Below are 13,578 nucleotides of genomic sequence, written 5' to 3' on the forward strand. Positions count from 1 at the left end.
TCAGCCCTTTACCGCGCCGGAGGTGAGCCCGCCGGTGACCTTGCCCTGCAGGACCAGGAAGATCGCAAGCACCGGAAGCATGAAGAGGGTGGAGGCGGCCATGATGGCGCCCCAGTCGATGGTGAGCCCGTTGCTGAAGGAGTTGAGCCAGGTCGGCAGCGTGCGCTGCTCCGGCTTGTTCAGCAGCAGCGCGTTGGCGAACGCGAACTCGTTCCACGCGGTGATGAAGCCGAACAGCGAGGTGGAGAGCAGACCCGGGGCCAGCAGCGGGAAGACGACCTTGCGGAACGCCGTGAAGCGCGAACAGCCGTCCACCCGGGCGGCCTCCTCCAGCTCCACCGGGATGCCCCCGAGGAAGCCGCGCAGGGTCACGATCGAGAACGGCAGCGTCATCACGAAGTAGATCGCGGTGAGCATCGGCAGCGAGTCGAGCAGGTCGTTGTCGCGCGCGATCAGGTACATCGGGATCATCAGCGCCTCCCACGGCGCCATCTGCGCGATGAACACCATGAGGATGAAGGGCGCCCGACCCTTCCACTGCATACGCGCCACCGCGAACGCGGCGAAGCACGCCACGACCAGCGCCAGGAGCACGCCGCAGCCCGCGACCAGCAGGCTGTTGCGCCAGTAGTCCCAGAAGTGCGGCGTGTTGACCGCGGTGTCGAAGTTGTGGAACGAGATCGAACTCGGCAGGAACTTCGGCGTCGACGACTGGATGTCCTTGGCCGGCTTGAACGCGGTGAGGATCATCCAGTAGACGGGGAAGATCGACACGGCGAAGACCAGCAGCGCCGCGATGTTGAGCGGAATCCGCTTCAGGGTGCGCGCCTTCACTTGTCGGCCTCCCGCTCCTGCTTGAACATCTGACGGAAGTAGAAGACGAGCATCACCACGAGGATGAGCACGGTGATCGTGGAGATCGCGCCGGCCATGTCGAACAACTTGAGCGACATGCCCTGCTGGTACGCGTACACGGGCAGCGTGCGGACGTCGTTGATCGGCCCGTTCTCGCCCGCGATCGCCCAGATCTGGGCGAACGACTTGAAGATCCAGATCACTTCCAGCGAGGTCACCAGCGCAAAGATCGGGCGCAGGATCGGGAAGGTGATCGAGCTGAAGATCCGCACCGGACCGGCGCCGTCGAGTCGGGCCGACTCGTAGACGTCGGTCGACACGGTGGTCAGCCCGGCGTAGAGGGTCAGCGTCGCGAAGGGGATCGACTGCCACACGATGAGCAGGGTGACCACGGTCAGGGTGGAGGTTCCGTGCGCGAACCAGGTGTAGCCCTCGTAGTCGAAGCCGAGCTTGACCAGCGCCCAGTTGACCACACCGTTGTCGGAGCGGAAGAGCCACTTGAAGATCGTGGTGGCCGCGATCACCGGAGTCGCCCACGCGGCGACCAGGCCGATCAGCACCACGATGCGCATGGCCTTGCCGAGCTTCATCAGCATCAGCGCGCACAGCGTGGAGATCACCATGATCACCACGACGTTGATCGCGGTGAAATAGAAGGTCCGCCGGGTGACCTCCCAGAACTCGTCGTCCTTGAAGACGGCCTGGTAGTTCTCCCAGCCGACGTAGTCGGCCGACCGCGAGATCAGCTGCTTGAAGCGGTAATGCTGGAACGACAACATGACGTTCCGGACCACCGGATAGAACAGCAGGAAGGCGATCCCGAGAATCGCGGGCGCGACAAGAAGGTATGGGGTGACCGACTTGACGATCCCCGACGACTTGCGTGGGGGCTTCGATGCGCGTCTGGCACCCGATGGTGCCTGCTTGCGCGGGGGCTGCGTAGGTGTCGCGACCACCGCGTCTGCCTTGGAGGCTGACACAGCTGCCTTCCCGTGGTTCGGTGTCGGGGGTCTCCGGCCCGTCCGGCCCGGTGGCGGGACGTGGCGAGAGCGCGGAGCCGGCGACGGGGGACCGCCGGCGGGCCGCGCCGGGTGGGCCGGGCCGGTCCCGCCGCGGAGCGGTACCCCGCGGCGGGAGCCGACCGTTCGGCCGGACTGTTCATCACCCGATCCGCTCAGCGGTCCGGGCGGGTGGTGCGGGTCAGTTCTTGGTGTTCAGCGTCTTCTCGATCGACGCGTTGGCTTCCTTGCCGGCCGCGGCCGCGTCACCACCGGTCATCACCTTGGTGAGGTACGCCTTGATCGGGTTGTTCTCCTCGACGGAGGCCCAGTTCGGCGAGTTGGGGGTGGCGAAGCCGTTCTTCGCGCCCTCCATCATCGCCGCGCCGCCCGGGTCGGCGGTGACGGCGCTGGCGAGCGTGGTCTTGTTCGGGAGCTGCTTGGTCGCCTGCGCGAGCTTGCTCTGCCACTCGTCGCTGTTGATCAGCTTGATGACGTCGTAGGCCAGGTCCTGGTTCTTCGACGCCTCGGGGACCATCAGGTCGGAACCACCGGTGAGGGTGGCACCGGCCTTGCTCGCGTCCTTGCCCGGGATCGGGAAGAAGCCGAACTTGTCCTTCAGGGCCGGGTTCGACTTGATGATCGTCTCGGCCTCGCCCGGAACGGCGATGAACTGGGCGATCTTGCCGCCGTCGGCCGCGAGGACCTCGGGCTGGGTCTTCTCGTCGCCGTCCTTGGCGGCCTTGCCGAGCGCCTGGAGCTGCTTGTAGAAGCCGGCGGCGGCCACGGCCGGGGCGCCGTCGAGGTTGGCCTTCCACGCGCTGCCGGACTTGGTCGCGATGTCCGCGCCCTCGTCCTTGAGCAGACCCGAGTAGAAGTACCAGTTCTGACCGGGCAGGTAGATGCCCTGCTGGTCGCCGGTGTTGAGGCGGGTGGTGACGTCGAGCCACTCGGCGCGGGTCTTCGGCGGCGTGGTGATGCCGGCCTTCGCGAAGAGGTCCTTGTTGTAGATCACGACACGGTTGGCGGCGTAGAACGGGATGCCGTAGGTCTTGCCGTCGACCTTGCCCGGGTCGGACAGGCCGGTCAGCCAGTCCTTGCCACCGAGCTCGTTGACCTTGGAGCTGAGGTCCTTCAGACCGCCCGAGGCGCCGTACTGGGCGATCTGGGTGTTGCCCGCCTCGACGACGTCGGGGGCGTCGTTGCTGGCGAGGGCGCCGGTGATCTTCTGACCGATACCGTTCCACTGCTGGATCTGCACGTCCAGCTTGGCGCCCGGGTGGTCCGCCTCGAACTTGGTCTTCAGCGCGGCGATGTAGTCGTCGGGGGCGGAGCCCTTCATCAGCCAGACGCGAACGGTCTTGCCGTTGCCCGCGGCCGGCGCGCTCGCGCCCGGTGCCTTGGTTTCGTTCTTGTTGTCATCGCTGCCGCTGTCGGACCCACAGGCGGCAACACCGGTCAGCGCCGCCGCGACACCGGCCGCGACGAGAAGACGACGCTTCACTACATCCTCCTCAGGATGTCGGGCACCGCAGTTCGGTATGAAGTCGTCGATATTCGCCCGTCGGATCCGTGAGGTGCGCGGACCGACCGAGTCCCCCACTGGGGAGGGGACTCGAAATGGGAAAACACCGACGCCCCAGGGACGAGGGTTGCGCGGTGACCATCAATGGTTTAGACCATTTCGGAGGTTGGCATAGACCAATTGGGGTGTCAAGGTTCCGTAGACGGCGAAGGCACGCCGTTATCGGACCGACATCCGCGCTCCTGGTCCTGGGGGGATCGGTGGTCGTGCCACGATGGGGACCGAACGTGTCAGGAGGGCACCGGTGACGGCGGAACACGTGATCACGACCACGGCGGACAGTGCGATGGCGGGAGGCGACGCCGGCCTCGAGCCGAGCGCTCGCGTGCCCAAGTACTACCGCCTCAAGCGCCATCTTCAGGAGCTGACCAACACCCAGCCACCGGGCACGCCCGTGCCACCCGAGCGCACCCTCGCGGCGCAGTTCGACATCTCCCGCACCACGGTGCGCCAGGCGCTTCAGGAGCTGGTCATCGAGGGGCGCCTGGAGCGCGCCCAGGGCCGGGGCACCTTCGTCGCCAAGCCCAAGGTGGCGCAGAGCCTCCAGCTGACCTCGTACACCGAGGACATGCAGGCCCAGGGCCTGGAACCGACCTCGCGACTGATCGAGATCGGCTACATCACCTGCGACGACCACCTCGCGGAGCGGCTCGCCATCCGACCCGGCAACCGCGTGTTGCGGATCGAGCGACTGCGGCTGGCCAACTCCGAGCCGATGGCGATCGAGACCACCCACCTGTCCACCAAGCGCTTCCCCGGGTTGCGCAAGCACCTGGCCAAGCACAACTCGCTGTATCGGGCCCTGTCGGCCGGTTTCGACGTCCATCTCGCCGAGGCCGAGGAGACCATCGAAACCGCGATGGCCACCCCGCGCGAGGCCGGACTGCTCGGTACCGACGTGGGCCTGCCGCTGCTGCTGTTGTCCCGGCACAGCTTCGATACCGACGGCGAACCGGTCGAATGGGTGCGATCCGTCTACCGCGGCGACCGGTACAAGTTCGTCGCCCGCCTGCGCCGCCCCCAGGAATGAGCCGGTGAGCGCGCCGTGAACCCGCCGGCGCTCCCTTCGAGCACATGCGATCGGCCGGACGACCCGGGCCCACCCGGACCGTCCGGCCGATCGCCGGAGGATTGCCGTTCACTCCCACAGCCCGTGCAGAGGGCCGCCGGCGGTGTCACGCGCGGCCCCGCCGGACCATGCGCCCACCACCTCGATCATGCCTCGCCGGCGCGCCTGGCGACCGGGGCCACAGGTCCACAAACGGCGGGCCCAAGGTCCCCCTACTCTGGACCGTCATGAGCGTTCTCGTGGTGACCGGCACCGACACCGGGGTGGGCAAGACGATCGTCACGGCGGCCGTCGCCGCCATCGCCGCGGTGCGCGGCGGCTCCGTCGCGGTGGTCAAGCCCTCGCAGACGGGCGTGGCGCCCGACGAGCCGGGCGACCTCGCCGACGTGCGGCGCCTGGCCGGGGTGACCGACCTGCACGAATACTCCCGCTACCCCGACCCACTCTCCCCCGCCGCCGCCTCCCGGGTCTCCGGTCTGCCGCCGGTGGACCTCTACGGGGTCGCCGACCGGGTCCGCGCGCTGGCCAAGGAGACCGACCTCGTGGTGGTCGAGGGCGCGGGCGGCCTGCTCGTGCGCTTCGACGACGACGGCACCACGATCGCCGACCTCGCGCACGAGCTGAGGGCGGGCGTGCTCGTGGTGGCCCGACCCGACCTCGGCACCCTCAACCACACCGCGCTCACCCTGGAGTCGTTGGCCCACCGCGGGGTCGACCTGGTCGGCGTGGTGATCGGCTCCTGGCCGAACGAGCCCGACCTGGCAATGCGCTGCAACGTCCGGGATCTGGAGACGCTGGCCGCCCGACCACTGGCCGGCGTACTGCCCGCGGGCGCCGGTTCGCTGCACCCGGCCGACTTCCTGCTCACGGCCCGAGCGAGTCTGGCCCCCGCCCTGGGGGGTACCTTCGACCCGGCCGCGTTCCGCGCCGCACAGGATCCGACCGCAAGGTGAGCCACATGACGGAATCCCTCGACACCGCCCTCGACGACCGTACGCAGACCGGGACCGACGACATCCTGGCCGTGGCCCGAGACCAGGTCCTGGAGCAGGGTCGCGGCCTGAGCGCCGAGCAGGTGCTGGCCGTACTGACCCTGCCCGACGACCGGCTGGAGGATCTGCTCCAGCTCGCGCACGAGGTGCGGGTCCGGCACTGCGGGCCCGAGGTCGAGGTCGAGGGCATCGTCTCGGTCAAGACCGGCGGCTGCCCCGAGGACTGCCACTTCTGCTCGCAGTCCGGCCTGTTCCCCTCCCCCGTACGGGCCGCCTGGCTCGACATCCCCTCCCTCGTGGAAGCGGCGAAGGAGACCGCCGCGACCGGCGCCACCGAGTTCTGCATCGTGGCCGCGGTGCGCGGCCCGGACGCGCGCCTGATGAAGCAGATGCGCGAGGGCGTCGCGGCGATCCGCGAGGTCGTCGACATCAACATCGCCGCCTCCCTCGGCATGCTCACCCAAGAGCAGGTCGACGAGCTGGCCGACATGGGCATCCACCGCTACAACCACAACCTGGAGACGGCGAAGTCGTACTTCACCAACGTGGTCACCACCCACACGTGGGAGGAGCGCTGGGACACCCTGCGGATGGTGCGCGCGGCGGGCATGGAGGTGTGCTGCGGCGGCATCGTCGGCATGGGCGAGTCGGTCGAGCAGCGCGCCGAGTTCGCCGGCCAGCTGGCCGAGCTGGAGCCGGACGAGGTACCGCTGAACTTCCTCAACCCGCGCCCGGGCACCCCGTTCGCCGACCAGAAGGTGCTGGAGCCGCGCGAGGCGCTGCGGATCATCGGCGCCTTCCGGCTCGCGCTGCCCCGGACCATCCTGCGCTACGCGGGTGGCCGCGAGATCGCGCTCGGCGACCTCGGCACGCGCGACGGCCTGCTCGGCGGGATCAACGCGGTGATCGTCGGCAACTACCTCACCACCCTGGGCCGCACCGCCGACGCCGACCTGGCCCTGCTCGACGAACTGAGCATGCCGGTCAAGGCGCTCAACCAGACCCTGTAGCCCCATCGCCCCGCCCGCGGCCCCCGCTCCGACCCGGGGGCCGCCGGCGCCGGCCCCTCTACTGCCCGTCGGGCGCGCGCGGATAGGTTTCCCCCGGCATACGAGGGTGGCGGCGTCTACGGCGACGGAGGCCGGGCATGCGCGCACGACGAGGGGCCGGGGGCCGGGGACCCGCGAGCGGGACGGTCGAGGGGCACGGCGGGGCGCTTGCGGTCGCCGCCGCCCGGGCACACGGGATCGACACCATGTTCACCCTGTCGGGAGGCCACGTCTTCCCGCTCTACGACGGCGCGGTCGGCGCGGAGCCGGCGCTGCGGGTGATCGACGTACGACACGAGCAGACCGCCGTGTTCGCCGCCGAGGCGACCGCCAAGCTCACCCGCCGACCGGGCCTGGCCGTGCTCACCGCGGGCCCCGGCGTCACCAACGGGATCAGCGCGGTGGCCACCGCCTGGTTCAACGGCTCGCCGATGCTGGTCCTGGGCGGCAGGGCGCCCGCGTTCCGCTGGGGCTCGGGCGCGCTCCAGGAACTCGACCACCCCCCGCTGCTCGCGTCGATCACCAAACGCGCGGCCACCGTGCACGACACCGACCGGATCGCCACCGAGGTGGACGCCGCGCTGGTCCTGGCGAACAGCCCGCACCGCGGCCCGGTCTTCCTGGACGTGCCGATGGACGTGCTCTACGACCGGGCCGAGGTGACGCTGCCCGCCGCCGCGCGGCCCGCGCCCGTACTGCCCGACCCGGACCTGATCGCGGTGATCGCCGACCTGCTGGTGCGCGCCGCCCGCCCGGTCCTGGTGCTCGGCCAGGACGTGTGGATCGGCGGCGCCGAACACGCCGCCCGCCGGGCCGCCGAGACGATCGGCCTGCCGGTGGTGGCCAACGGCATGGGCCGGGGCGTATTGCCCGCCGGCCACCCGCTGCTCGCCGGTCGGGCCCGGGTCGGCGCGCTCGGCGGCGCCGACCTGGTCCTGGTGGCGGGCGCGCCGCTGGACTTCCGGCTGTCCTACGGCGGCTTCGGCGGGCAGGGCGGCGGGCCGCCCGCCCGGGTGGTGCACCTGGCCGACGCGCCGCCCGAGGCGACCTCGCACGGGCACTGCGCGGTACGCGCCTGCGGCGACCTGAGCGCCCTGTTCGACGCGCTCACCGCGGCGTGGGAGCGGGTCGGCCGGGTCGGCATGTACCGCGACTGGGCCGCCCACGTGCGCGCCGCGGCCCGTACCGCCGCGCAGTCCGACGCGCCGCTGCTGGGCAGCGCCGGCCGACCGATCCATCCCGCGCGCGTGCACGGCGAACTGCTGCGCCTGCTCGACGAGGACGCGGTGGTGATCGGCGACGGCGGCGACTTCGTGTCCTACGCGGGCAAGTACATCGAGCCCGCGCGTCCGGGCGGCTGGCTGGACGCGGGCCCATACGGCTGCCTGGGCACCGGCCTGGGCTACGCGCTCGGCGCCCGACTGGCCCGGCCCTCGGCGCAGGTGGTGCTGCTGCTCGGGGACGGCGCGGCGGGCTTTTCGCTGATGGACGTGGACACCCTGGTCCGGCATCGGCTGCCGGTGGTGCTGATCGTCGGCAACAACGGGTGCTGGGCCCTGGAGAAGCACCCGATGCGGATGCTCTACGGCCACCACGTGGCCGCCGACCTGGCGCCGAGCACCCGCTACGACGACGTGGTGCGGGCGCTGGGTGGCGCGGGCGAGACGGTCGCCCGGCCCGAGCAGATCGCCCCGGCACTGCGGCGCGCGTTCGCCTCCGGGGTGCCCTATCTGGTGAACGTGCTCACCGATCCGGAGGCGGTCTACCCACGCTCGACCATGGGTGTGTGATTCGCCGCGTAAACTGGACGGCTATGAATCCCCCTGGCTCCGCCGCCGCGGCCCGACCCCACGACCATCACCCCGCGCCGACCGGCGTCCGCATCCGCCAGGCCCGTCCGGAGGAGTACGAGGCGGTCGGCGAGGTGACCATCGCCGGCTACGCGGGCCTGGCCGCCTCCGACCAGGACTACGTCAACGACCTGCGCAAGGCCGCGCACCGCGCGGAGAACTCCGAACTGCTCGTGGCCGTGGACGAGCACACCGGCGAGATCCTGGGCACCGTCGCGTTCGTCCTGCCCGGCAGCCCCTACGCGGAGGTCTCCCGCGAGGGCGAGGGCGAGTTCCGGATGCTCGCGGTCACCCCGGCCGCGCGCGGGCGCGGCATCGGCGAGGCGCTCGTCGAGGCGTGCCTGGAACGCGCCCGCAAGTACCACTTCACCGCCGTGGCGATCTCCACCGTGTGGGACATGCGCGCCGCGCACCGGCTCTACGGCCGCATGGGCTTCCATCGCGCGCCCGAGCGGGACTGGTGGCCGGTGCCCGAGGTGGAGCTGATCTGCTACCTCAAGGACCTGCGCGAGACCCCGCAGGGCTGACCGCGGCCGGCCGTCACGGCCGGGGTGTCCGGTCGGGCCGCTGCGGCCCGGGCCGTAATCTACGGCCGTGACCACCATTGCAGCCTTCTGCGACCACTGCGGCGAGCAGCTTGCCGGCGCCGCGCACGACGACTGTGTGCGGCGCCGCGAACTCGAGCCGCCGCGCTACTGCGGACAGTGCCGGCGGCGGATGACCGTACAGGTGACCCCGCGCGGTTGGACCGCCAAGTGCGTCGAACACGGAGTACTCACCGCGATCTGACCAACCCATCACGACCCGACGGACGTCCGCCCCGATCCCACGGTGCGCACGTCGCACGCGGCACCCACCGCAGCCCAACCGGGACTCGCCCCGGTCCCACCGGTGCCCACCTCGGTCCGGCGGGTGCGCCTCGGTCCGTTGCCCGACGCCCATCGCGGCCCGGCCGGGACTCGTCTCGGTCCGACACGTGTCCGGCCCGTCCGGCAGTGCGCGCCTCGATCCGCCGCGCCCGTCGCGGTCCGAACGGCAGCCACTCGGTCCGACCGGTGTCCGGCCCGATCCGGCGGGTGCACCTCGATCCGACCGACGCACATCGCGGTTCGGCCAGGGCTCGTCTCGCTCCGGACGGGGCCATCGCGGCTCCGCTTGCGCACTCGGCCAAAGGCCCCGGCACTCGGCCGCAGGCCCCCGCGCTCAGCCGGCCCGTTCGAGTACCTGCGCCAGTGCCTCGACCACCCGCGGGTCGTAGGCCCCGGCGGCGTCCGCGCGCAGTCGGGCGAACACCTCGCGCCGCGTGCCGAGGTCGTCGGCGGACGCGAGCAGGTCGTCGTAGGCGTTGGCCACCTTGATGATCCGACTGGCCAGCGGCGGCGGCGCGGCGCTCTCGTCGCGGTACGGATCGGCCTGCGCGGCCACGATGGTCGCCACCCGGTCCAGGACGCCGCTCTCCCGGATCACCTCCGCGCCCAGCCGGGCGATCCGACGCTGTTCGGCCACGGGCAGGTCGAGCGTGGTCCCGCCGGGCACCGGGTCGGCCAGCGCCAACTGCCCGATGTCGTGCATCCGCGCCGCGTAGGCCAGTTCGCGCAGTTCCACCTCGCCCAACCCCAGGTCCACCCCGACCGCGTGGGCCAACTCGCCCACCCGGGCCGCGTGTCCGGGCGAGCCGCACCCCGCTGCCTCGGGCAGCCGGGACAGCGCGTCGACGGTCTGCCGGTGCACCTGCCCGATCGCGGCGCAGCGCCGGAAGGACAGCAGCACCAGCAGCGACGGCACACAGAACACCGGCACCGCCCACAGCCCCAGCGCGCCGGTGGACAGCGCGATCAGCATCCCGGTGGCGCCCACGGCGGTGCCGATCCCGGCCGGCCCGCCCGACACCCGGCCGCCGTCCCCGCCGTCCGCCCCGATCCGCTCGCGGGTGCCCGGGCCCGCGCCGAGCGCCCGCAGTTCGGCCGGCAGTGCGGGACAAAACGGACCGCCGACCCGGACCATGGCCACCACCACCGCGTCGCACAGCGCGGTCAGCAGCACCACCACGACCAGGAACGTGCCGTACGCCCAGCCGCGCGCCATCACCGGATCGAGCCCGCCCGCCGCGTACAGCGGCCGGAACAGCGTCGCGGCGAACGCCGCCGCGAGCAGGCGCCGGGCCACGTACGCGGGATCCGGCGCCCGCCCGCGCGCCACGTGCGGCAGCGTGCCCGCGAGCAGCGCGACGCCGACCACCGCAACCACCTGGAGCACGCCGTGCCGGGACACCGTGCCGTGCACGTCCGGCAGCAGGGCGTAGGCCAGCGCGCCGGCCGCGCCCAGTGGAGCGCTCTCCCGGCTGCCGGGCAGCGTCACCCGGGCCGCCTCGCCGACCGCGATCACCACGCCGAACACCAGCGCGTACCAGGGCTGCACCACGCCCCGGGCCGCGGTGCCGGCCACCGCGGCCACCGCCGCGAGCGCGCCCAGCCCGAGCACGAGCGTGCCGGTATGCGCCCGCAGCCGCGCGGCCGGACCGCCCGGCGCACGCCGGACCCGGGTCACCGCGATCACGATCCGCCACCGACCCGCTCGCGCGCCACCGAATGGGTGTCCGGGGCCCCGTCCCGGCATGCCTCCGAGGAACTGTCCGCCGAGGGGATCTCCGGCCGGCTCTCCGCACGCGGTTTCCCGCGCGGCGCGGGCACCCGGTCCCGCACCTCCCCCTCCGGCCAGCCGTGTCGGTCCAGCGCCTCGGCCAACGCCTCGACCATCCGCGGGTCGAACTGGGTCCCGCTGCATCGGCGCAGCTCGGCCATCGCCGCCTCGGCGCCGCGCGCGGGCCGATACGACCGGGTCGAGGTCATCGAGTCGAACGCGTCCGCGACCGCGATCACCCGGGCGAACTCGGGGATCTCGGCGCCGGTCAGACCCGCCGGGTAACCGCGTCCGTCCATACGTTCGTGGTGGTGCAGGATGCCCGCGCGCGCCTCGCCGAGGAAGGTCAGGTCGGCCACCATCGCGGCACCGGTCACCGGGTGCCGCTGCATCTCGCGCACCTCGTCGGGGTCCAGCCGCCCCGGCTTGGTCAACACCCGGGTGGACACCCCCAGTTTGCCGACATCGTGCAGGATCCCCGCGTAGCGCAGGCAGAGCACCCGGTCCTCGCGCATGCCGAGCCGACGGCCGATCAACACCGAGGCACGGGCCACCCGTTCGCTGTGGCCGCGGGTGTAGCCGTCCTTGATCTCCACCGCCCGCACCAGGGTGCGCACCGTCGCCTCGTGCGCGGCCCGCTCGCAGGCCAACTGCATGTAGGCCCAGAAGGCCACATACAGCGGGAGCAGCACCAACACGGCGGCGAACACGCCCAGTCGCTGCTGCCACAACACCGCCATCATCAGCGCTATCGGCACCGAGCCCAGCCGCCAGCCGGCCGAACGCACGAACACCTCGCGCAGCACCTGCGGTCGCACGGCGCCCTCGGCCACACCGACCGCGACGGTGTCGAACAGTCCGCTCACCAGGTAGAGCGCCACCCCCGCCGCGGCCGGCGGCACCAGGGCCTCGGGCAGCTCGCCGGCGGACGGATACCGTGATCCGTCCAGGAGTTCGTACACCCCGGCGGCCACCGCGACGGCGAGCACCAGGTGGGCGGCGTGGGCAACCCGGGTGACCATGGTCGCGGTGCGCGACCGCGCGATCAGTACGCCGGGCACCACGACGGCCGCGGCGGGCCCGGCGGGCAGCAGCAGCACCCCCGCGCACACCAGCGGGAAGAGCACCCCGTCGGGGGCGCCGCACAGACCGCCGAGGCGGGCGCGGGCGACGGCTCCGAAGACGACGAACAGCACCGCCAGCGCGCCCAGTCGATCGGGTTCGGCGCCGGTCCACGGAAGCAGGACGAGCGCGGACACGGACCCGCCCACCACGATCCCGACGTGGATCCGGGCGCTCGGCGCCAGCGTGCGCATGCGACTCCTCGACTGGTCGCTCGGACCACCGAGAATAGGCCGCCCCGGGAACGACGGAGGGGCGCATGCCCGGTTTGTCCCGACCATGCGCCCCATTTTTAGCCCGATGGAGTCAGTGGATCCGCGCGCCTCGACAGCCTGTTCGAGCCGGCGATCCGGTGCCTCCGGAGCGCCCTCGGGTCAACGACCCGGTCGCTCCATCTCGATCGAGGACTCCTCGACCGAGACCCGCTGGGCGTCCACTTCGACGCGCACCAGCTTGATCCGCTCCAACACCTTGTTGCGCAGCTCCGAGGGAACCTCGTCGCGGCCGCAACAGCGGTGCACCAGCTCCTTCACCTGCTGCTCGAGGCCGTACTTGTCCAGACACGGCGAGCACTCGTCGAGGTGGGTGCGGATGCTGGTGCAGTCCGCGTCGGCCAACTCGTTGTCGATGTACTCGTACAGGTGCCCGAGGATCTCGGAGCAGTCCACCTCGTGGTGGTCACCGCAGCTCATGAGTCCGAGCCTTTCCGGTCGGTGCCTGCGGGGACGAGGCCGCGCTCGCGGGCGTAGTCGGCCAGCAGATCGCGAAGCTGGCGACGCCCGCGGTGCAGGCGCGACATCACGGTCCCGATGGGAGTACCCATGATGTCCGCGATCTCCTTGTACGCGAAACCCTCGACGTCGGCGAGGTACACCGCGATCCGGAACTCCTCCGGAATGGCCTGGAGGGCCGTCTTCACGTCGGAGTCGGGCAGGTGATCGAGTGCCTGCGCCTCGGCCGAGCGCAGTCCGGTGGACATGTGCGACTCGGCGCGGTGCAGCTGCCAGTCCTCGATTTCCTCCGCATGCGATTCCAGCGGCTGCCGCTGCTTCTTGCGATAGGAATTGATGAAGGTGTTGGTCAGGATGCGATACAGCCAGGCCTTGAGGTTGGTGCCCTCTTTGAACTGGTGGAACGACGCGTACGCCTTCGCGAACGTCTCCTGGACCAGGTCCTCGGCATCGGCCGGGTTGCGGGTCATCCGCAGCGCCGCCGAGTACAACTGATCGAGGAACGGCAGGGCGTCCCGCTCGAACCGCGCGTCTTGCTGCTCCAAGGTCTCCGTTACGAGACCCACCTCCTTCAGGCCAGGAGTCGACGATATCGCCCGAGGCTGATCGGTGCCCGCACCCCACTCGGGCCAGGCGAGAAACGGTGCCTCGTTTCGGACAACCGAACCGGCGGCCTTGAGCATGGGA

13 protein-coding genes are annotated in these 13,578 nt (G+C 71.4%); 6 read left to right on the forward strand and 7 right to left on the reverse strand.

From position 1 onward, the window contains the following. The 3 genes from ACWGR4_RS27525 to ACWGR4_RS27535 all read right to left on the reverse strand — a co-directional run bounded on the left by ACWGR4_RS27525 (window position 1) and on the right by ACWGR4_RS27535 (window position 3,357). The gene (locus ACWGR4_RS27525; RefSeq protein ID WP_379994795.1) at window positions 1-834 is read right to left on the reverse strand and encodes a carbohydrate ABC transporter permease; all 834 of its coding nucleotides are present in this window, start codon (window positions 832-834) and stop codon (window positions 1-3) included. Beyond that, the gene (locus ACWGR4_RS27530; protein WP_452132141.1) at window positions 831-1,835 is read right to left on the reverse strand and encodes a carbohydrate ABC transporter permease; all 1,005 of its coding nucleotides are present in this window, start codon (window positions 1,833-1,835) and stop codon (window positions 831-833) included. Before ACWGR4_RS27530 ends, ACWGR4_RS27525 begins: the two co-directional genes overlap by 4 nt. 220 nt (window positions 1,836-2,055) lie before the next feature. After that, complete coding sequence (locus tag ACWGR4_RS27535) at window positions 2,056-3,357, reverse strand: extracellular solute-binding protein (protein ID WP_452132142.1); 1,302 nt, start codon at window positions 3,355-3,357, stop codon at window positions 2,056-2,058. A 367-nt stretch (window positions 3,358-3,724) separates the two neighbouring features. On the opposite strand from ACWGR4_RS27535, the gene ACWGR4_RS27540 reads away from it, so the two are divergent. From ACWGR4_RS27540 to bsaP, 6 genes are all read left to right on the forward strand, one after another. Further along, window positions 3,725-4,468, forward strand: a complete 744-nt coding sequence (locus tag ACWGR4_RS27540; protein ID WP_126637595.1) for a GntR family transcriptional regulator — start codon at window positions 3,725-3,727, stop codon at window positions 4,466-4,468. Between the two features lie 266 nt (window positions 4,469-4,734). After that, complete coding sequence (gene bioD, locus ACWGR4_RS27545) at window positions 4,735-5,460, forward strand: dethiobiotin synthase (RefSeq protein ID WP_379994788.1); 726 nt, start codon at window positions 4,735-4,737, stop codon at window positions 5,458-5,460. Between the two features lie 5 nt (window positions 5,461-5,465). Further along, window positions 5,466-6,509 carry a biotin synthase BioB gene (gene bioB / locus ACWGR4_RS27550; RefSeq protein ID WP_452132143.1) on the forward strand — a complete coding sequence of 348 codons (1,044 nt, stop codon included), beginning with the start codon at window positions 5,466-5,468 and terminating at the stop codon, window positions 6,507-6,509. A gap of 137 nt (window positions 6,510-6,646) precedes the next feature. Next, window positions 6,647-8,338, forward strand: a complete 1,692-nt coding sequence (locus ACWGR4_RS27555; protein ID WP_452132144.1) for an acetolactate synthase — start codon at window positions 6,647-6,649, stop codon at window positions 8,336-8,338. Between the two features lie 23 nt (window positions 8,339-8,361). Continuing rightward, complete coding sequence (locus ACWGR4_RS27560) at window positions 8,362-8,925, forward strand: GNAT family N-acetyltransferase (RefSeq protein ID WP_452132145.1); 564 nt, start codon at window positions 8,362-8,364, stop codon at window positions 8,923-8,925. Window positions 8,926-8,992: 67 nt separating this feature from the next. Further along, the gene (bsaP, locus tag ACWGR4_RS27565; protein ID WP_379994780.1) at window positions 8,993-9,187 is read left to right on the forward strand and encodes a biotin synthase auxiliary protein BsaP; all 195 of its coding nucleotides are present in this window, start codon (window positions 8,993-8,995) and stop codon (window positions 9,185-9,187) included. 414 nt (window positions 9,188-9,601) lie between these two features. Here the strand turns inward: bsaP and ACWGR4_RS27570 are convergent, their stop codons facing one another. From ACWGR4_RS27570 to ACWGR4_RS27585, 4 genes are all read right to left on the reverse strand, one after another. Continuing rightward, window positions 9,602-10,954, reverse strand: coding sequence for an HD-GYP domain-containing protein (locus tag ACWGR4_RS27570; RefSeq protein WP_452132146.1), 1,353 nt, complete (start codon window positions 10,952-10,954; stop codon window positions 9,602-9,604). Continuing rightward, window positions 10,951-12,354, reverse strand: coding sequence for an HD-GYP domain-containing protein (locus ACWGR4_RS27575; RefSeq protein WP_452132147.1), 1,404 nt, complete (start codon window positions 12,352-12,354; stop codon window positions 10,951-10,953). The genes ACWGR4_RS27570 and ACWGR4_RS27575 overlap by 4 nt, the downstream gene beginning before the upstream one ends. 180 nt (window positions 12,355-12,534) lie before the next feature. Continuing rightward, window positions 12,535-12,852, reverse strand: a complete 318-nt coding sequence (gene rsrA / locus ACWGR4_RS27580) for a mycothiol system anti-sigma-R factor (RefSeq protein WP_379994774.1) — start codon at window positions 12,850-12,852, stop codon at window positions 12,535-12,537. Continuing rightward, entirely contained in the window at window positions 12,849-13,574 is a 726-nt protein-coding gene (locus tag ACWGR4_RS27585; protein ID WP_235618548.1) for a sigma-70 family RNA polymerase sigma factor, read from the reverse strand. Before ACWGR4_RS27585 ends, rsrA begins: the two co-directional genes overlap by 4 nt. Between the last annotated feature and the right edge of the window lie 4 nt (window positions 13,575-13,578).

The sequence above is a fragment of the Embleya sp. NPDC055664 genome (genome assembly GCF_053618075.1).

Bases quoted from the DNA above. Each gene is read 5' to 3' on its own strand.
- ACWGR4_RS27585 (WP_235618548.1), bottom strand. From the start codon at position 13,574: ATGCTCAAGGCCGCCGGTTCGGTTGTCCGAAACGAGGCACCGTTTCTC.
- ACWGR4_RS27560 (WP_452132145.1), top strand. From the start codon at position 8,362: ATGAATCCCCCTGGCTCCGCCGCCGCGGCCCGACCCCACGACCATCAC.
- bioB (WP_452132143.1), top strand. From the start codon at position 5,466: ATGACGGAATCCCTCGACACCGCCCTCGACGACCGTACGCAGACCGGG.
- ACWGR4_RS27540 (WP_126637595.1), top strand. From the start codon at position 3,725: ATGGCGGGAGGCGACGCCGGCCTCGAGCCGAGCGCTCGCGTGCCCAAG.
- ACWGR4_RS27555 (WP_452132144.1), top strand. From the start codon at position 6,647: ATGCGCGCACGACGAGGGGCCGGGGGCCGGGGACCCGCGAGCGGGACG.
- bioD (WP_379994788.1), top strand. From the start codon at position 4,735: ATGAGCGTTCTCGTGGTGACCGGCACCGACACCGGGGTGGGCAAGACG.
- rsrA (WP_379994774.1), bottom strand. From the start codon at position 12,852: ATGAGCTGCGGTGACCACCACGAGGTGGACTGCTCCGAGATCCTCGGG.
- ACWGR4_RS27575 (WP_452132147.1), bottom strand. From the start codon at position 12,354: ATGCGCACGCTGGCGCCGAGCGCCCGGATCCACGTCGGGATCGTGGTG.